20 protein-coding genes are annotated in these 17,400 nt (G+C 40.4%); 4 read left to right on the top strand and 16 right to left on the bottom strand.

Features of this window, described 5'->3' with window-relative positions:
- The first annotated feature begins 22 nt into the window (after positions 1-22).
- Positions 23-514 carry a DinB family protein gene (locus tag MHI22_RS02180; RefSeq protein WP_340810922.1) on the top strand — a complete coding sequence of 164 codons (492 nt, stop codon included), beginning with the start codon at positions 23-25 and terminating at the stop codon, positions 512-514.
- Between the two features lie 788 nt (positions 515-1,302).
- Positions 1,303-1,491: a hypothetical protein gene (locus MHI22_RS02175; protein WP_089932394.1), complete on the top strand. Its 189-nt coding sequence runs from the start codon at positions 1,303-1,305 to the stop codon at positions 1,489-1,491.
- Between the two features lie 202 nt (positions 1,492-1,693).
- Here the strand turns inward: MHI22_RS02175 and MHI22_RS02165 are convergent, their stop codons facing one another.
- From MHI22_RS02165 to MHI22_RS02135, 7 genes are all read right to left on the bottom strand, one after another.
- A complete protein-coding gene (locus tag MHI22_RS02165; RefSeq protein ID WP_340810921.1) occupies positions 1,694-2,122 on the bottom strand; it encodes a hypothetical protein in 429 nt (142 codons plus the stop codon).
- A 612-nt stretch (positions 2,123-2,734) separates the two neighbouring features.
- Positions 2,735-3,640 (bottom strand): DMT family transporter, encoded by a 906-nt coding sequence (locus MHI22_RS02160; protein ID WP_089932398.1) that lies wholly within the window; start codon positions 3,638-3,640, stop codon positions 2,735-2,737.
- Positions 3,641-3,656: 16 nt separating this feature from the next.
- The gene (locus MHI22_RS02155) at positions 3,657-4,202 is read right to left on the bottom strand and encodes a GNAT family N-acetyltransferase (protein ID WP_058844961.1); all 546 of its coding nucleotides are present in this window, start codon (positions 4,200-4,202) and stop codon (positions 3,657-3,659) included.
- Entirely contained in the window at positions 4,192-4,725 is a 534-nt protein-coding gene (locus MHI22_RS02150) for a cysteine hydrolase family protein (protein ID WP_036127627.1), read from the bottom strand. Before MHI22_RS02150 ends, MHI22_RS02155 begins: the two co-directional genes overlap by 11 nt.
- A gap of 107 nt (positions 4,726-4,832) precedes the next feature.
- The gene (locus MHI22_RS02145) at positions 4,833-5,783 is read right to left on the bottom strand and encodes a stalk domain-containing protein (protein WP_340808819.1); all 951 of its coding nucleotides are present in this window, start codon (positions 5,781-5,783) and stop codon (positions 4,833-4,835) included.
- Between the two features lie 174 nt (positions 5,784-5,957).
- Positions 5,958-6,248, bottom strand: a complete 291-nt coding sequence (locus MHI22_RS02140; protein ID WP_340810920.1) for a hypothetical protein — start codon at positions 6,246-6,248, stop codon at positions 5,958-5,960.
- Between the two features lie 9 nt (positions 6,249-6,257).
- Positions 6,258-8,027 carry a glycerophosphoryl diester phosphodiesterase membrane domain-containing protein gene (locus tag MHI22_RS02135; protein WP_058843713.1) on the bottom strand — a complete coding sequence of 590 codons (1,770 nt, stop codon included), beginning with the start codon at positions 8,025-8,027 and terminating at the stop codon, positions 6,258-6,260.
- A gap of 224 nt (positions 8,028-8,251) precedes the next feature.
- Between MHI22_RS02135 and MHI22_RS02130 the strand changes: the two genes are divergently transcribed.
- Entirely contained in the window at positions 8,252-8,461 is a 210-nt protein-coding gene (locus MHI22_RS02130; RefSeq protein WP_089932408.1) for a hypothetical protein, read from the top strand.
- Positions 8,462-8,485: 24 nt separating this feature from the next.
- Here the strand turns inward: MHI22_RS02130 and MHI22_RS02125 are convergent, their stop codons facing one another.
- The 9 genes from MHI22_RS02125 to MHI22_RS02085 form a co-directional block, all read right to left on the bottom strand.
- Positions 8,486-10,060, bottom strand: coding sequence for an amidohydrolase (locus tag MHI22_RS02125; protein ID WP_340810918.1), 1,575 nt, complete (start codon positions 10,058-10,060; stop codon positions 8,486-8,488).
- Between the two features lie 18 nt (positions 10,061-10,078).
- Positions 10,079-10,630: a biotin transporter BioY gene (locus MHI22_RS02120; protein WP_036117296.1), complete on the bottom strand. Its 552-nt coding sequence runs from the start codon at positions 10,628-10,630 to the stop codon at positions 10,079-10,081.
- A gap of 141 nt (positions 10,631-10,771) precedes the next feature.
- Positions 10,772-11,434 (bottom strand): TIGR04104 family putative zinc finger protein, encoded by a 663-nt coding sequence (locus MHI22_RS02115; protein WP_036117294.1) that lies wholly within the window; start codon positions 11,432-11,434, stop codon positions 10,772-10,774.
- Positions 11,421-11,939: a sigma-70 family RNA polymerase sigma factor gene (locus tag MHI22_RS02110; RefSeq protein ID WP_089932412.1), complete on the bottom strand. Its 519-nt coding sequence runs from the start codon at positions 11,937-11,939 to the stop codon at positions 11,421-11,423. Before MHI22_RS02110 ends, MHI22_RS02115 begins: the two co-directional genes overlap by 14 nt.
- 105 nt (positions 11,940-12,044) lie before the next feature.
- Positions 12,045-12,800: an ABC transporter ATP-binding protein gene (locus MHI22_RS02105; protein WP_340810916.1), complete on the bottom strand. Its 756-nt coding sequence runs from the start codon at positions 12,798-12,800 to the stop codon at positions 12,045-12,047.
- A 6-nt stretch (positions 12,801-12,806) separates the two neighbouring features.
- Entirely contained in the window at positions 12,807-15,125 is a 2,319-nt protein-coding gene (locus MHI22_RS02100; protein WP_340810915.1) for an ABC transporter permease, read from the bottom strand.
- A gap of 59 nt (positions 15,126-15,184) precedes the next feature.
- Complete coding sequence (locus MHI22_RS02095) at positions 15,185-15,835, bottom strand: TetR/AcrR family transcriptional regulator (RefSeq protein ID WP_058843719.1); 651 nt, start codon at positions 15,833-15,835, stop codon at positions 15,185-15,187.
- Between the two features lie 119 nt (positions 15,836-15,954).
- Positions 15,955-16,176 (bottom strand): helix-turn-helix domain-containing protein, encoded by a 222-nt coding sequence (locus tag MHI22_RS02090; protein WP_036117277.1) that lies wholly within the window; start codon positions 16,174-16,176, stop codon positions 15,955-15,957.
- A gap of 10 nt (positions 16,177-16,186) precedes the next feature.
- Complete coding sequence (locus MHI22_RS02085) at positions 16,187-16,657, bottom strand: DUF2975 domain-containing protein (protein WP_036117275.1); 471 nt, start codon at positions 16,655-16,657, stop codon at positions 16,187-16,189.
- 188 nt (positions 16,658-16,845) lie between these two features.
- Between MHI22_RS02085 and MHI22_RS02080 the strand changes: the two genes are divergently transcribed.
- Positions 16,846-17,394: a GNAT family N-acetyltransferase gene (locus MHI22_RS02080; RefSeq protein WP_036117273.1), complete on the top strand. Its 549-nt coding sequence runs from the start codon at positions 16,846-16,848 to the stop codon at positions 17,392-17,394.
- Positions 17,395-17,400 lie beyond the last annotated feature (6 nt).

Raw genomic sequence — 17,400 nt, 5'->3', positions numbered from 1 at the left:
TACAAAAGAGGGGGCTATCTCAATGAGTAAAAAGGAACTCTTGCAAAATGGAGTCAATCAAGTTTTTTTCGAAGAAGAATGGTATCCACCACTATCAGAAGCATTAAAGAATCTCACTGCTGCACAAGCATGTTGGCAACCAGAAGGAAAGGCCGCTAATACGATTTGGGAAAATACTAACCATCTACTAGCCTTTAAAGAGCGCTTACTTTCTCGCTTACATAAAGATCACTCATTTGTTACTCCACAAAATAATGATGAAACGTTTGTCCAAGGTGGAGCGAATGATGAGGATGCTTGGCAAGAAACTGTGAAGCGAACACTTCACGTACATGATGCCTTACAATCTTCATTAGCATCCCTTCAAGAAGCAGAATTGGATCAACCTAGTCCTTCTCTTCCAGTTTGGCAACAATATCTAAATATCCTTTTGCACGATGCTTATCATACAGGACAAATTGTACAACTTCGTAAACTACAAGGTTCATGGCCAGCTAAACGCTCCTATTTATAAACGATGCTTAAAATTGCTTGACTATTGCATACAACAAAGCGATTTAAAAGCAAATCTGACTGTTATATCAAATAAAATCCCAATTTCCTAGTGTTCAAATTGAGGAATTGGGATTTTTTTCAACTCACAAATAGCGCTTTTTTCTGGAATAATTATAGCTAATGAGTTACTAATATTCATCACACTTTATATTTGTATGCAACTTGAACGATTAACTGAAATTTATTTTCCCCTCGCCTTAAACTACTATCCGTTTAGCAATCTGTTCCTTCCCCTAAAGAAAAGGCACAATTCTTTTAGCAGAATCGTGGCTGGTTGTTAAATTTTATTTTTAAGGGAGAGCTGTTGATTGCTTTGGCTAAAGCGTTTCTATTATTCACCAAAAGATGTAACAGCAATGCTCCATACTAATTAATGCAAAAGAGATTGTTAACCAAACTGTGTTAGCAGTAGTTGGTTGTTCTTTTTTTACTTTCTTTATTATTTCTACAAGGTTTAGACAAAATATAATTGCTAAAATCGGCATTAAATAAATACTAATGAACACAAATACTATCATATATGAAACGTTCACCTCCAAAATAATTATACCAAATTCTAACAATTGTACGATTATTAAACCAAACTGCCCTGGCAGTTTAATAATATCTATACTCGTTTTATTTTAGGCTGGTTTCGTAAAGATTATTGCTTTTTTATAAATCAATAAATGTGCAGTATAATAGAAACAGGTAGATTGAAATATCATATTTGACAATATATTAAAGATTAAGAAAGGAATGATGATCATGACGAAATTATCTTATAGTGGTTTAAAATATGGAGAAAGTGGTGTGGAAATAAAAATATTGGTGGATGTACAAAATGATTGGTGCGAGATAACGCATACCAAGAAAGTGTCACAAGTAATGAATAAATCAACTGGGGAATATATCACAGTAAATCGAAACACCTTGAAATGTGAGATTGTTTCATAATACGAAACAAATAAACTTTTTGCAACTAACTATACCGATATACTAACACAATGTAGACAAGACAAGCCATCTGAGAAACGAGTTTCACGAATGTCTTTGAGTATCTTTGCAATATCCTAGCATTCTTCGGGGACGATTTTATTCCGATCGACTTCCAATAAACAATTCTAATAAAGGGTGAGGCTTTTCGCTTCAATCTTTATTAGAATTGATTTTTTATTGTAATCAAGTATTTTTCATTCATTTCGAGCTGGTGGATTGAGAGTTGGTCTAACAGGAGCTCGAATTTCTTTTCGCTATCCTCCCCTTCTTCCCCCTTCCAGCAAATGTAGATTTCGCAATAATCACCTTTTGGCAGAAGTTTTTTCAGGAAGTTACAAACAAGAAGAAATGTGCTTTTGGATTTTTCGTAGTTATGTGGCGAATGCACTTTATTGTCGTTATGCATTTGCCAAATGGGACTCCCTTTTGCTTCAAGCTCATATAGGTATGGCGTTGTAAAATGTTGATGCTGAAGCATTTGACGCTCTTCGCTACTAAGGAACAAATCTGTTATTTCAACTTCATCTTCCGTATCGTCGTCATTTATTGCAGCCTGGAAATTTAATCCTATGTAGGTTACCATGCTCATTTCATTCATTCTCCTTATCAAAAACACCCTGTAAATGTACAGGGTGTCAGCAACGTAGCTGTTGGTATCGTAAAAAGACGTGCATTTTTGTACGATGTTCTAAATTCCTTACCTGTGTCACCATGCCATAGGTCACTCTCTGAAGCAATGGCTTGAAGGACATAGGCTTCAAGCGACGGGTTGTCCGCTTCTTTTTGTGAGGCTTGCTACCGTACCATGTTAACTGTAATGGCTGATGCTTTGATGGTTTGATATTGCGGTGGTGTTTTTTGTTCAATATACAATGTTGTGTAATATGCATCCGCAATAACAATCAAATAAATAATGAATAATAATCGTTTTGTTCAATGGTTCAAAAAATATTTCTCCCTTTTTTCAAATCTGCTATTAAAACTTGTCTACTTAATCATACGAGCAACACGAAAAAAGGTTTCAACATTTTATAAGGGAGACAAATTTTCGTCCCCCCTTACGTCTGCAAACTTCTGCCACCATCATTTTCCCAACGGTCAATGTCCCAATGATCCTCTTCTTTTTCTCTGCTACTTGCCATTGTACTCGATTGAACGAATGACATTTTGTCCTCACCCTTTTCAAGCGTTCTTCTCTATTTTATGAAGGGGAGGAGGTTTTCGTTCCTCGTAAAAAAGGCTTAAATTGAAAGCCTAAGGCAATTGCAGCTCCTATACAGCTAGAGAGGCAGCCTATGATTAAATACAGATTAAGCGTAGATTCCCCTATGACAACAGAAGCAATCCCGCCAATCACAGGGAACAACGCAACCATGTAGCCACTCTTCGCCCCGCCAATTTTTTCTACTAGCTTTAAATAAAATAGCCAGGCAAGAAATGATGCGATGATCGTTAAATACAGTAGGGCTGATAAATAGGTAATGGATGTAGGCAAGACGATTTTTTGTCCTTGTATCCAGACAATACCACACATGACTACACTGCCGACTGTAAAACCAATGGCATTGGCATAAATGGGGTCAATCTGGCGCTTTGCATTTCTTGCAGAGCTTGCATCCCCGATTGCTGTTAGGACAGTACCGAGTAAAGCAATTAGGACCCCTTTTAAATCAGCCAAACCTGAAAAACTATGTAAAGTGGGATAGATTAATACCCCAACACCGATTACCCCTAAAGTACCACCGATTAAAACGCGACGATGTAATGGTTCTTTAAGAAATAATCGTAGAGCTATGGGCGTTAAAATTACTTTTAATGAAAAAATTAAAGTGACAATCGCAGCGGAGCTCAACATCGTCGCATAGTATAGAGCTAAATAACTGAAGGCAAAATTACAAATACCAAAGACGATAATAAATGGAAAATCATGCTGCTGTGGCTTACCCTGTGGTTTCATCAACCAAGCAAGTAGGCCAAATAAAAAAGCAGTTATAACTAAACGATAGGTTAAAGATAATTCTAGACTGACTGGGGTTCCTTGAATCTTTACTGCAATAAAATTAAGTCCCCAGACAATTAAACAAAAAATATACATAAAATTGGTCATATCTGTTCCTTCTTAACTAGGGTTGCCATCTACCCATTATGATTGTGTGATAGTACTTACCATCTGCAAGGCATTTATCATTTTTCAAAATACCTTCTACTATAAAGCCCCATTTTTCATAGAGCTGTATAGCTTTTTCATTCGTTTCTAGCACTTCTAATGCCATTTTCCGTATATCATTGGTATCCGCCCAATCAATAGATACTTGTAGTAGAGCTTTTCCAATACCATAGCCCCAAAAAGCCTTCCTAACACCGACGCCAAATATTACTTTATGGGCAAGTCTCTTTAATGGAGAGCCCTCACATCTGGAGTATCCAACGATTTGATCACCTACAACCGCTACTAAACACAGATTTTTCGGACTTGCTGTATCCTGCTGAATAAGCTGCTCGAAGCCCGCTTGATCGATGAATGCCTCCCCCTGCTCTCGGTCGAAGTTTTCTGTTTCACCGTCCAATTGTAGGCGCAAATCCGATAAAGCTTGAGCATCCTCAAGTTGTGCACAGCGAATAATATAGTCTAGCTCTTTTATATGAAACGCTTTTTGGTCAATGAGCATTTGGGAACTCCTCAACTGGCTGAATTTTTACAAAGCGATTACGCCATACGGATTCGTGATGCTGAATGATCTGAGGTGCTGCGAGTACTTGACTATTTAAGGTGCTATGTGCATCTTCGATTAAAATATTATGATGGTAGCCATGACTAAAAGCGCTGCGAATCGTCGTATCAAGACAAAACTCTGTTTGAGCACCTGCGAAAATCAACTGATCGATGTGCTGTTCGTTCAAATATTGTGCAAGATCCGTTTGATAAAAAGCATCCCAAGTTGTTTTTTGAATCACTTTATCTTGTGCCTGTCTAAGCAGTCCATGATACAGCTCCCACCCTGGCTGACCCTTTGCAAAATCAACATCATTGGCCTCTGTATGTTGAATAAAAATAATTGGGACTTCTTTATGACGTGCCCATGTGATTACCGTATTGATATTTTTAATAATCGTTTCATCATTCCATAGATTTTGTTGGCTATCCAAAAAGAAAGCCTCTTGGATATCAATAATAATGAGTGCTTGCTTCATAACGTTCTCCTTTATGCTTCGACTTTTCTTTTTCATTGTACTGAATTTTCCATTAGAAGGAAATAAAAAAAGAAGTACCTAGCGAATTGCCAGATACTTCAATGTCATTATTTCATTAGTTCTTCTGCTAATTCAACTGGTACATATGTTTTGCCAGCTTCTAATAAAGCGGGCGCAACTTTAAATTGGCGAAGCGCTTTATTGTAGCCATATTCCTTTTGACCACGAGTAATGGTATAGGAAACGGCACCTTTCGAAACAATAGCACCTTTTGGCGTAACTTCTACTTTAAAGCCAAGTTCTTCTGCGATTAATCGTAGTGGCACCATTTTCGTCCCTTCTACTTCATAAAAGTCTTTCTTGATGATTTCTTGAACAGCTGGATTCGATGGTGCTGGTTCAGGAGTTGGCTCTGGATCTACTTCAATTGGTTCTTCCTTCTCGATCGTGTCCAACACGATGACTTTTGAAGGTGGTGTTTGAGCAGGAATACTCATCGTAGCAATTGTGTAGAACACGGCTAAATGCTGCTCTTTTAAATCATCCAATTTTACATCTTTACCAGAAGCACTTACTAATTTAGTATCTTCTCCAACATTTAATTTTAAGTTGTTGTCTGTATCGATTAAATTTTTATCGAAGAAATCAACTTCCACGCTACCCATTGCTTCTGTTTCAACAATAATTACTTCTGGGTTATACTGCGGTGGATAAATTGCAAGCATAGGTTTTTTGGCATAAGAGTAAGCCGACACCTTATCCCCTTTTTGAAGCTTGACTTCTTTTCCTGTATTATCGAAAATGAATGACTCTTTATTAGCGATGACAATGTTCGTATTGTCACCGTCCATTACTGTATAGGACGTTCCGTTTTCACGAACATCTACATTTTCCACGGTACCCGTTACTTTAATAAAAGTCGGCTGCACTTGTTGCTCCGTAGTTTCTGCGTTCGTCACCACAGCCTCACCTTCGTTAGCTGATGCAGTTGGAGCTCCAATCGCGCCCCCTAATAATAATGCTGACATAGCAAATGGTACGACTTTCGTCATTTTCATAAAAAAGCATCTCCTTCATATCTCGAATTCATAGAAGTAGTCGCCTCTGCATGAAAAAGGTTACAATCTGACCGATTTTTTTATTTTCAGCGAAGTCACACTGCTATTGAACGGTTGCGTATGATGAAACGCTTATGTTGTTCGCTTTGATTTGAGGGCATCTGGGTGTTCGCTTTACTTTCGCGGGTTGTCGCTTGCCTTCCGCGAGTATTCGCTTGCCTTCCGCGAGTATTCACCTTCCTTCCGCGAGTATTCACTCTCCTTCCGCGAGTATTCACTCTCCTTCCGCGAGTATTCACCTTCCTTCCGCGAGTATTCACTCTCCTTCCGCGAGTATTCACTCTCCTTCCGCGAGTATTCACTCTCCTTCCGCGAGTATTCACTCTCCTTCCGCGAGTATTCACTCTCCTTGCGCGAGTATTCACACTTCCTCCGCGAGTATTCACTTCGCTCGCGAACGTTCACTTCGCTTCCTCAAAAGATAAATCGCAGTCGATTGAGGATGCGCTGTAAGAAGTATTGATGTTCGCTTTGTTGTGCTCTTAGCTCGCGGGCGACGTCGGGGTGGTCGGTGATGACGCCGCTGACGTTTTTTTCAATAAAGGTTTGCAAGGAACGGTCGTCATTGAGTGTCCAAACAAATAAGTCAGTTGGGTGCTGCTTTAATTCCTCAATCAGCTGCTCGGTTACCCAGGATTCTTCTAATGCGATAAAATCAACATTTTCCTCCATTGGTCCGATGTTGAGTGCATAGACAATGCCCACTCGCAAATTGGGCACCAATTTTTTTAATTGCGCCATTTTCTGTACATCAGCGGATTGCACATAGTAGGAATCCAGCACCTTGTATTGACGTAGCTTCTCAACTAATTTAGGTAAAACATCTTCCGTTTCTTGGCCGTGCACCTTTAATTCGATTAATAACGCCACATCTAACGCTTTGGCAATTTCGATACAATCCTCTAAAGATGCAATTTTATCGCTATAGCCATTTTGGTGAATGGTTAATGACTTTAGTTCACTTAGGGTCATATTCGCAATGACACCATTTTTACCGGCTAGCCGTCTTAATGTTCGATCATGAAAGACAACAAATTCACCATCTACGGTTTGCTGAATATCGATTTCAATTAAATCTGCCCCCGCATTCGCTGCATTTACTAACCCGCTAATCGTATTTTCTACATTACCTGCAACATAGCCTCGATGGGCAATAATTTTAGTATCTGGGGCATAAACACTTTTCTCTAAAGAATTGATGTTCATCATACTTAATACGATAAAAACGATGAAACTGATCAATAGTAATGGCTTATAGCGTCGCTGTCTCTTGGTAGCCACTCTGACTTTGCCTAGCACTGGCGTGTTATACGTAATGGCAACCATGACTTGTGAAAACATAGCCTGTAATAAACTAAATAGCACTACAAAGACCATTTCCAACAAGGCAAGTGTAAGCCCCGCTGTGACCAATGCTGCGCTCGGCATTATGCGCTCTATTAAATAGAGCGGAAACGTACTGATGACCGTTATTCCTAGCATCATTAGCAAATGACCTGTTAAAAGCATCGCTAATAATACTAACAGTTCAAATAAACCTCGTTTAGAAAAACGCCAGCTTTGCTTAAAGGAACGTAGAATCGAGATGTTGGGCTGAATTGTAAAAATTGGTAACGTTAAAATACTACGAATGCCAATCATCACTACGATGCTTGCCACCGCAGCATATGCTAGCCTACCAGCTCGACTGCTCATTATTTCGTCTGTTAAAAAATGTGGCAGAGAAACGGATTGCGTTAAGGTAAGTGGTAGCATAAAGGAAGCTAATGGCATTAATAGGGCAAGATAGACAATTAAAAATAAGACTTGGACACTAAAAAAATAAATAACCTTTCGATTCAATTGCTGCCATAAAGGAAGAAAGCGATAGCGCATCCCCCTTTGCTGATGAAAGGCCATAAGAAAGAGAAAGCCCATTTCATAATAAACAAATAATAAAAACAGCAAAATTAATAGACAAATCATCATGATGACAAAGGGATGCGCCACAAAGCTTTGCCAATTTTGCTCAGTAATATGTGTATACCCTGTTACTCGGAGCATGAGCTTCAAGACGATCGAGGTTACAGGGATTATCAATAAAAACTGAAAAATTCTAATCAATGCGAAAACTTGTACATAATCTAACCGATACGCATAAATATTGTGGACAGCCTGTCGCATTACTTGTCCTGCCTTGTGCACGTACTCACCCCTGTCATGCTGTTAGAATAGCTCTCTTCTAACGTATGTTCAAATAGCTATAGCACAGTACTGAAAGCCGCTAAAATAGCAATTTGTTCAAGTATCCTATGCATCAAAGTAAGAGAAGATTTGTGTATTTATCGTGACTTTCTCCATTTTTTTGAAACTTTTCATGTTGCTATCCAGTATATAACTAGATACCCACTAGAGAAAGGAGCGCAAACATGAAATTCACTCTTGGCGATATCATTAGTACAACTGTTCTTTTATGTATGTTTCTAGCTATCTTTTTCGTGATGATTCATATGATTAAAAAAATGAAGTCAACCGTCCCTGTGCCTCCTCCACCAACCATGCAACAGCAAGTAGAGGACTTAACAAAACGTGTATCGAGCTTAGAGCAGCAAGTAAAAAATTTTGCTGACAAACAATAGACCGAGAAAAAATCGCTGCAAAGGTTATCCTTCACAGCGATTTTCATATACCATCTTCCCATCCACCACCGTACAAGCTACTTGTATATGTGGTAGTTGTTCAATATCTACAGTAAAAAGATCCTCCTGTAAAACCGTAAAATCGGCTGCATAGCCTGCTGCAATTTTGCCACGTTTATGTGACTGACCGATTATTTCGGCTGCTCCTACGGTATACAGATGGACGGCCTCAAACCGTGAAATTTTCTCCTGCGGATTATAGCCCTCATGGCTTTCGCCAATATTTCTTCTTGTGACAGCAGCGTAAATGCCTTGTAGCGGATTGGGAACCTCAATCGGGGCGTCACTGCCCCCTGCCACAATCAGCCCTCGGTCAAGAAGTGATTTTAAAGGATGTAAGCCTTGAGCGCGCGCCTCTCCAAGTCTCGATAACTCTGCTTGATATTCTCCCTGTACAAATTGCGGCTGCATATCTACCGCAACAGGTAAAGTAGCTAGTCTGGCTAATAGTTCATCATCAACTAAGCTACAGTGAATCACGCGATCAAACTGACCATCCTGCGGCGGATAGGCCGCAAAAACGTCTAAAATCGTTGCTATTGCTAAATCTCCAATCGTATGCACGGCCACAGTTTGTCCGTACTGACGAGCAAGCTGAACATAGGTTGTTAATTGCTCTGTTGTATGAATGAGCATCCCAGCATTGTTAGGGTCATCACTATACGGTTGACGTAGCGCCGCCGTGCGACCGCCAAAGGCTCCGTCAATAAAAATTTTCATAGCGCCAAACTCTAAAAATGGTGATGAGGCTAAATCCATTTTTGCGACCTCTTCAAAGACCGTATGATGCTGTAATAAATGAACTTTAAAGGATTGCTGTGCCTCCACGATTTTACGATAAGCCAGAATCGGTTGGTTTGGTGGTCCGTAATAGCTTAAGTCCTCAGAATGCCCTCCTACTAAACCATAGGTTTGGAGCGAGGCCACCGCTTTTGCCAAAGCATCCTCGATATACGCAGGTGTAATATGCGGCATATGGTTGACAATTAAATACAATGCTGCGTCCTTTAGTACACCTGTGAGCTGACCGTCGACTTTGTCAATGACACCGCCCTCTGGTGAAGGTGTATCATTGGTAATGCCAGCAAAGGCAAGTGCCTTGGAATTCGCTAAAATTAAATGATGACAGCTCCGTTTAATGATTAAATAGGCTTCTCCAAGTGCATCCAGCTCCGCTAATGTCGGCAAAATCGGTTCATCAAATTGGTTTTCATTTAGCCCGATTGCAATGACCCATTCCTGTGCCGTAGCTTTGGACATTCGCTCTTGAAGCTTCTTCAGTAATGCCTCTTTACTTGTAATTGTGGAGACATCAATATGCTTGAGCTTTTCACCGTAACCAATAATATGTAAGTGACTATCGACAAAGCCTGGATACATTACATGTCCTTGTAAATGTTGGATAGAAGCAGCTAGTGGCGACAAGCTCTCCACTGAGCCTGTCGCCACAATTTTTCCATCTTCTACAAGGACTGCTTCCACTGTTTCACCAACCTGAGCCATCGTGTAAATCTTGCCACCTGTCCATAATGTTGCCAAAACAATTCCTCCCATGTCCTATGCTGTTGCTTCAATTAAATGTGCGCTCTCTAAGCGACGACGGACAATGACACCAATCCATGCTGCAAGTACCGCTTTGACGATCCCCACTACGATAAATGGCGCAACACCACCCATAAAGGCAGCTGTCCACGTGTATTCTGCTACAATTTTTAACCACACTGTTCCGAACGCTAATGTGATGATCATGCCAATAATATTCGCAATAATAGCGTGAACAAATGTAATACCAAATTGATCTAAGTATAAGCCCATAATAATCGCTGTGACAAGGAAACCGACGATATATCCGCCTGTTGGACCAACTAAAATCCCGAGTCCGCCTGACATTCCGCTAAATACAGGTAAACCTACTGCGCCTAATAGTATATAAAGCAGGACAGATATCGTCCCTAATCTTGTCCCTAAAATGGTTACGACAATTCCAACCGCTAAAGTTTGTCCTGTAATCGGAATAAGTGGTAGTGGAATCGTTACTTGTGCTAGAACGGCGATAATCGCTGCCCCAAATGCTGCTAACACGTATTGATATGTACTTCCTTTTTTCAATGTAAAAAGCCTCCCCTTGTGCGTTAACCAATAATTAAAATAAGTTAACACAAAGATAAAGCAAATAAAAACCGTTGTCAATCTATTTTCGAATAAAAAAGGAAATTGCTAGATTACAATAGCAATTTCCTTTCAAAATGATTACCATAAAGGTTCATTCATTGGATCTTTTTCTTGCAGCTTAAACACATATGGCGCAATTTGATGATGATAAAAGAACATGCCCACTAAAAAGAAAATAAGTCCGATAACAAAATGTTGGAAAACATGCTGCAGCATAATCAATAACGGCACTGGCATCGTCATCACACCACTGATTTGAATGGATTTTTTTGTGCGATATTGTTTTTGTCCACAATGAGGGCACACAATTTCACCATTTTTGCGATACAACTTACGTGCATCTTTCTCAGACCAGCTCTCCCCACATTCAATACAAACAGGTAGGCCATATCCTTTTTTCACTAACAAACGCTTGACAATAAAAGTTGCTCCGATAAATATACCAAGCAATAACATGCCTCTTACATAATCGGAGTCAAAAAGGGACCACCAGTGCCATGTATCTGATGATGTACTAGCTGCTTGCTGTCCTGTGGTACGTTGTTCCTTTTGCTGTGTCAAAATATAGCTAAAACCAATGACGAAAACAGTAAAGGTTGCCAGCACGAGACGATATGTCCATTCCCCTCCTGTTTTACGTTGCCCTTGTCGTCGCGCTTTGTCAGCGATTAATTGCTTGCGCTGTTGTGAGAGCTTGACATCCTGTAGCTCCTTAAGCAAATCCTCTTTAAATTGATTCATGACGTAGCCCCTCCCAATCAAAGTCACCCATTGCTGCTGCCAGCTGTTTACGAGCTCGCTGTAGTCTTGTACGAATTGTTGCTTCTGGACAATGCACGAGCTGGGCAATTTCCACAGTCGTCATCTCCTCAAAATAATACAAAATCAAGACCTCTCGATAGGCGACTGATAACGTAAACAATGCCTCCATTAGCTCTTTTTTGACGGATTTCTCTAGCATCTCCTTTTCAGGTGTAACCGTTGTCGTGCGCCCTGTAATCTTTTCAAACAGTGTCAGCCGTTTGCTTTTCCAACTCCGTAAATAATCATGACTTCGATTAACCGTCATTTTCACTAAATATGTACGCAATGATGCTTCCTGGCGAAACTGTTCCTGCTTTTGATAAAAGGCGATGAACACATCCTGCACAATGTCTTCTGCTGTCGTCTTATTTTTCACATATAGATAGGCGACCTTTAGCAAGTAATCACCATGCTCCTCGATTATCTGTTCAATATCCATCATTGCTCTCACCTTCTTTCTACACTACTGACGGACGCCACTGCCATTACGATTCAATTTTCACAAAAAAAATCCGTAATTTTTTAATCATTACGGATTCTCATCTATTTAAATACCTATTTCTCGCATAGTAGCCACTACTTTGGCCATTCTATCGTCTAAATCTATGCCTGTAAAGATGGGCAATCGTAGCTCATTTACGATGGCTCCATCACACATAAAGAGAATACGCTCCGTTCTGGCAGCAATTTTTGGGTCATGTGTCACGAGCATGATTGTTGTGCCCTCGTTATTGATGACCGTGAATAAATCCATGATTTCCTGTGCAGACGTTGAATTTAGAGCACCTGTTGGTTCATCTCCAAAAATCATTAGAGGATCGCTAATCAATGCACGACAGATGCCTGCTCGTTGCAATTGTCCGCCAGAAACTTGTGTCAAATCTCGCTTTGCTAAATCCGCAATCCCCATTTTTTCCATGATGGACAGCGCTTTGTCTGTTAAGATGCTCACATTTTTTCGTTGATCACGCATCGCAGGTAACAAAATATTATCAAGGATATTTAAGTTTTTTAGAAAGGTCGGCTGCTGAAACACAAAGCCCATTCTTGTTCTGCGCAAATCCGCAAGCTCATTGTCACGAAGTGAGGCTAAATCCATGCCATCAAAGATCACTTGCCCATGATCGATAGTGTCCATCCCACTAAGTGCATACAAGAGTGTCGATTTCCCACAGCCAGAGGGCCCCATAATGGCAACGAACTCCCCTTTATTTATTGTAACGGAAATATTCATTAACACATTATACTGTTCATCGCCGACCTGAAATGACTTTGCTATTTGCTTACCACTCACTAGTTTCATAAGGTTCTACTCCTTTATATGGTCCATCATTTTGACATGCCCCGCCCTGGACGTACCTATGAGTGTAGCTAGCAGAACAACGCTTGTGAGCGCTAATGGGCAAAAAACATAGGCCGCTAGAGGTTGAATCGTAAACTTAAATGAAGCCGCACCAAATGATGCGATAACCGTACTTGTCACAAGCTCACCTAGCGTGTTGGCGAGGAACGTCCCCATTGTTATAGCCAATAGTAAAACAAACACGGCTCGAGCCGCATATTGTGTAGCGATATCTCTGTTGGTAAAGCCTAATGCCTTCATAATAGCGATAGATGTTTGATCCTTCGCCATTAGCATGTTCATAAATAACAGTGTGACGAGCAAACATAGCAAGAGGGCTATGGCAAGTGCTGCACGAGATGCTTTTTCAATGGCATGGATGGTCGTGCTAAAGGTTTGGTTGATATAATCATCAATGCCTGAGACCTTTGCAAAAGAAAATGTTTCTGCATATTCCTTTCGCTTCTCCTCGACCTGCGATGGCTTAGACATCGTTCCATAGATGACACTCCACATACTTTCTGTAGAATGGTCAAAGAAAGCTGCCTTTGCTGTCTTGCCACCATTCGTAATATCAGAATAAATGCCGCTAACAATCAAATCCTTCACTTCACCATGAATGATCAATGACATAGCATCGCCAACCTTTTTGTGAAGCTCTTCAGCATTTAGCACAGAAAGCGCGATTTCATTGTGGGCAATTGGTGCCCTGCCATGTGCATATTCTACTGGGAAGATTGTATGATCGCCCAGCTCTATTTTTAAGCTTGCTTCCGAGCCATCATCGGCCATTGTCGCGAACTTTTTTGTCGTCAACACACTATAATGCTCGATTGCTTTGTCTTGTTCTAATGTCTTAATGAAAGCTGCCACCTGCTGGGCAGTTTGCTTGCTTTGTGGGACATCTATTCGAATATCACTATTGCCAATGCCCATATACGTCATAAAGCTTTTGGCGGCAATCGTATTGTGTAAATTATGAGGTACGATGATGATAAATGTTGCCAGGAGTAAGACGGCCAGCATAGTGGCATACAGCCTTTTCCGTGACAGGACATCCTTCACCCCAAGAAAGAGATTAATGGGAAGTCTTTTATTTGAGCTGAGGTTCAACCATTTTGTATGCTGTGTTTTTCCTTGTGTTGTACCAAAACGCAACGCCTGAGTGGCTGATAGCTTGCGAAATTGTTTCAGAACAGATTGTACATAGCCCATTATCACGATAAATACGAGCAATAGCCCGATGAAGGTGAACAGCCAAATCAGTGAGGTATTGCCCGTTTCCCCCATGAACAAACGGATATTTTCAAGTAGCCTATTTCGAAGCAAGAAAGAGCTAGCAAACCCTAGCATACAGCCTATTACCGTGATCACAGCATATTTGGCAAAATACATCTTTTGAATATCCGCAACTCGAATGCCAATCGCTTTCATGACACCAATTTCGCGATAATCCTCTTCCATCTTCGTGAGTAATGTAAAACGAATACACATAAAAGCAATGAATACTACAAGAAGGCTGATTAATAAAATGACAGCAATCATTAGCCCATCCGATAGTGCATTTAGCATTTTGAAGAGCGGCAACGTAATGGATGGTCCATTCGCTTCTAACCCTGCACGTGTGTAGGCTTCTTCAAAATCTTTTAATTCAGCCAAATCGTTTAACCGAAATTCAATCAAATATTCAACCGTGCCCGCTCCCTGAATGGCTGCATAGTCCTGTTCACTGACAAGAAAGCGTTTTGAAGAGGCCAGCATAGCATTCATTTGTGAATCTCGTAAAAATCCTGCAATCGTCAAGTGCTTATCTTGAACAATCACGGTGTCACCCAGTTTGGCTGTCCCATCCTTCCAATAGCCTATTGGCACATAAATATCGCCATTCGCCACTTCAATTACATGACCATCCAGGTCCAGTAAATAATCGAATTTCTCACTTTGCGTACTAAAGCCATTGTCCTGTACACTATGCGCTAGTGTGGTGCCAGCAATATGGATCTTGGCCCCATCTACATTGAGAAATTCATTGACCTGAAATTCGTCTACACGTTCATCACGTTCCGCAAACTCAGTGAGTCGTGCTTGATCAATTTTGCCTGCATGCATCTGTAGAAAATGAGACGTTTCTGCTTGCTCCATCATCGTTTCCATCGCACTTGTTAAATGGACAATGAGCATTGCCGAGAGCGTGACAAGCATAGCAGCAGCTGCCACAAACAGTATCGTGATACCTGCTATAAGCTTGCTCTTTGCCATATCGTTTCGCACAAATTTCCAATACATAGGTCACCTCTTTGGAAGTTTTTAACTACCGTCAAACCCAATAAGACCCTCATTCGTATTTATGTCGTACTACCTTCGCCATCCTTGCCAAACATTTGCATCATATAGAGCAAACTACCATTTTCCACTCCAAGCATTCGTTCGACATTAAAGATAAATGCTGGAATGCGTGCCGCTCGTTCTTCATCTGTCATCAGCACTAAATCATCATCGAATACAGCATTGGTATAGGCGATAATCATTTCCATACACTCATATGGATAGGGAGTATGATAAACGCCCTGTTCAATACCATCACGAATAATGGCCGTAAGGATTGGTGGCACTTGATTCATCACCACCTGCTGTATTTTTCGATGCATTAATGCATTTTGTGGCTTATGCACATGCTCCATAATCTCCTGACCACCATTTTCATGCTGTATGTTTAATGCCATCACAACACGTAGAATGCGCTCATTCACAGCAATGCTTTTGTCTTCTGCAATCGCTCTTGCCTTTGCAAGCATCGTACTTGTATAACGCTCAATGAGGGCATCCATAATATCTTCCTTAGACTTAAAGTGATAATAAAGCGTGCCCCGTGCAATGCCCACTTTTTCAAGAATATTGCTGGTGCTAGTACCGTCAAACCCCTTCTGTGTAAATAATTCGTCTGCTGCATCTAATATTTCATTGCGACGCTCTTCCGCCTTCTTCATTTCCCTCATAATCACAACCCCTTACATTTGACCGACTGCCTGTCGATATATCTTTTCTTTATCGTATCATAGGACGACCATTACTGGCAATAATTCCTACAAAAAAAGAATCTGCATGAAGCAGACTCTTATTTTTGCGTGTCCTCGTTCTTTCGATATTCCAAAATATCGCCAGGCTGACAATTCAATGCCTCACAAATGGCCTCTAACGTTGAAAAACGAATGGCTTTGGCCTTGCCGTTTTTTAAAATAGAAAGGTTTGCCATCGTGATGCCCACTTTTTCTGAAAGCTCTGTTACGCTCATTTTTCGTTTTGCCAGCATTACATCAATATTGATGATCATTGCCATAGTATTCACCTCAAACCGTTAAATCGTTTTCTGATTTGATATCGATGGCATTTTTTAGAAGCTTTTGCAGCACAGCAGCAAAGACTGCCACGACAAAGGAAGCAAAAATAATAACCATTCCGATAATAATAAGACCAGGGGCATCATCTACTTCCGCCACATAGTATATCAGTGGCATGCCTACCACGTATACACCACTAATGATAATTGCACAATATTTAATATTGATTAAAGCTTTCACGGATCGTTCTGAAAACGCAATATTTTGATCGATATAGCTTAGTAGTTTAATCGTCGTATACAGAGCAACAAAATAGGCGATGGCCGTTGCATAAACACCTAGTAAAGCAAAAATGGTTGTTTTCGGAAAATGCTGTGCTGCCCCTATCGCTACACGAGGAACTACCAATAGACATAAGGCAAGAACCGGTATTCCCATTAGAAAAACAGCTATCTTTAAAAAGAGCGTTTCTCGTTTCATCTGACGCACCTCTTTTATTTATTCTCCTGTACAATTTATCATAATTTTTATCGTTTTTCAATAAATATTTATTCTGATTCAAGATGTATTTTTAACTGTTATTTGGTTTATTTTCCCTTTTATTGTGCTATAATCGATTCATCTTCTCAAGCTTTAAAAAATATCGCTGAAGACAAAGGAGGAATTCGATGATTTACCGAGCAGCAGAAAAAACAATGGAGACTGAGCGTTTATTACTCCGCCCTTTTACAGAAGCAGATGCACCTGAGGTAAGTGTTTTATGTAACAATTATGCCATTTACAAAAGCACACTGAACGTACCTTATCCCTACACAATAGATTGTGCATTGTCATGGATAGCCACTCATCAACAAAACTTTGAGGAGAATCGCCTCTACGAATGGGCTATAACAGATAAACACAGTGGACAATTATATGGGGCGATAGGGTTGTCCAATCAGCAGCCACATCAAAGGGGCGAAATCGCCTATTGGATTGGGGAGCCCTATTGGGGAAATGGCTATGGGACAGAAGCAACCCAAGCAATCATCGCCTTTGCGTTTCAAGAGAAAAAGTATCATCGTGTCTATGCTCAGTATTTTCAATCCAATCCTGCATCCGGCAAAATCATGGAGAAATGCGGGATGCATTATGAGGGAACCTTAAAACAGCATGTGTATAAAAATGGTGCTTTCGAAGATATTGTTTATTATGGCTTAATCAATCCAAACCATTAGTTGACA

It is taken from the genome of Lysinibacillus sp. FSL L8-0312 (assembly GCF_038003285.1).
GTDB classification, from domain to species: domain Bacteria; phylum Bacillota; class Bacilli; order Bacillales_A; family Planococcaceae; genus Lysinibacillus; species Lysinibacillus fusiformis_D.
Note: the sequence above shows the minus strand (reverse complement) of the source record. Positions and strands in the feature narration are given on the sequence as shown.

Coding starts and splice junctions, on each gene's coding strand:
- MHI22_RS02180 (WP_340810922.1), top strand. CDS start 23: ATGAGTAAAAAGGAACTCTTGCAAAATGGAGTCAATCAAGTTTTTTTC.
- MHI22_RS02175 (WP_089932394.1), top strand. CDS start 1,303: ATGACGAAATTATCTTATAGTGGTTTAAAATATGGAGAAAGTGGTGTG.
- MHI22_RS02165 (WP_340810921.1), bottom strand. CDS start 2,122: ATGAGCATGGTAACCTACATAGGATTAAATTTCCAGGCTGCAATAAAT.
- MHI22_RS02160 (WP_089932398.1), bottom strand. CDS start 3,640: ATGACCAATTTTATGTATATTTTTTGTTTAATTGTCTGGGGACTTAAT.
- MHI22_RS02155 (WP_058844961.1), bottom strand. CDS start 4,202: ATGCTCATTGACCAAAAAGCGTTTCATATAAAAGAGCTAGACTATATT.
- MHI22_RS02150 (WP_036127627.1), bottom strand. CDS start 4,725: ATGAAGCAAGCACTCATTATTATTGATATCCAAGAGGCTTTCTTTTTG.
- MHI22_RS02145 (WP_340808819.1), bottom strand. CDS start 5,783: ATGAAAATGACGAAAGTCGTACCATTTGCTATGTCAGCATTATTATTA.
- MHI22_RS02130 (WP_089932408.1), top strand. CDS start 8,252: ATGAAATTCACTCTTGGCGATATCATTAGTACAACTGTTCTTTTATGT.
- MHI22_RS02115 (WP_036117294.1), bottom strand. CDS start 11,434: ATGAATCAATTTAAAGAGGATTTGCTTAAGGAGCTACAGGATGTCAAG.
- MHI22_RS02110 (WP_089932412.1), bottom strand. CDS start 11,939: ATGATGGATATTGAACAGATAATCGAGGAGCATGGTGATTACTTGCTA.
- MHI22_RS02105 (WP_340810916.1), bottom strand. CDS start 12,800: ATGAAACTAGTGAGTGGTAAGCAAATAGCAAAGTCATTTCAGGTCGGC.
- MHI22_RS02100 (WP_340810915.1), bottom strand. CDS start 15,125: ATGTATTGGAAATTTGTGCGAAACGATATGGCAAAGAGCAAGCTTATA.
- MHI22_RS02095 (WP_058843719.1), bottom strand. CDS start 15,835: ATGAGGGAAATGAAGAAGGCGGAAGAGCGTCGCAATGAAATATTAGAT.
- MHI22_RS02090 (WP_036117277.1), bottom strand. CDS start 16,176: ATGGCAATGATCATCAATATTGATGTAATGCTGGCAAAACGAAAAATG.
- MHI22_RS02085 (WP_036117275.1), bottom strand. CDS start 16,657: ATGAAACGAGAAACGCTCTTTTTAAAGATAGCTGTTTTTCTAATGGGA.
- MHI22_RS02080 (WP_036117273.1), top strand. CDS start 16,846: ATGATTTACCGAGCAGCAGAAAAAACAATGGAGACTGAGCGTTTATTA.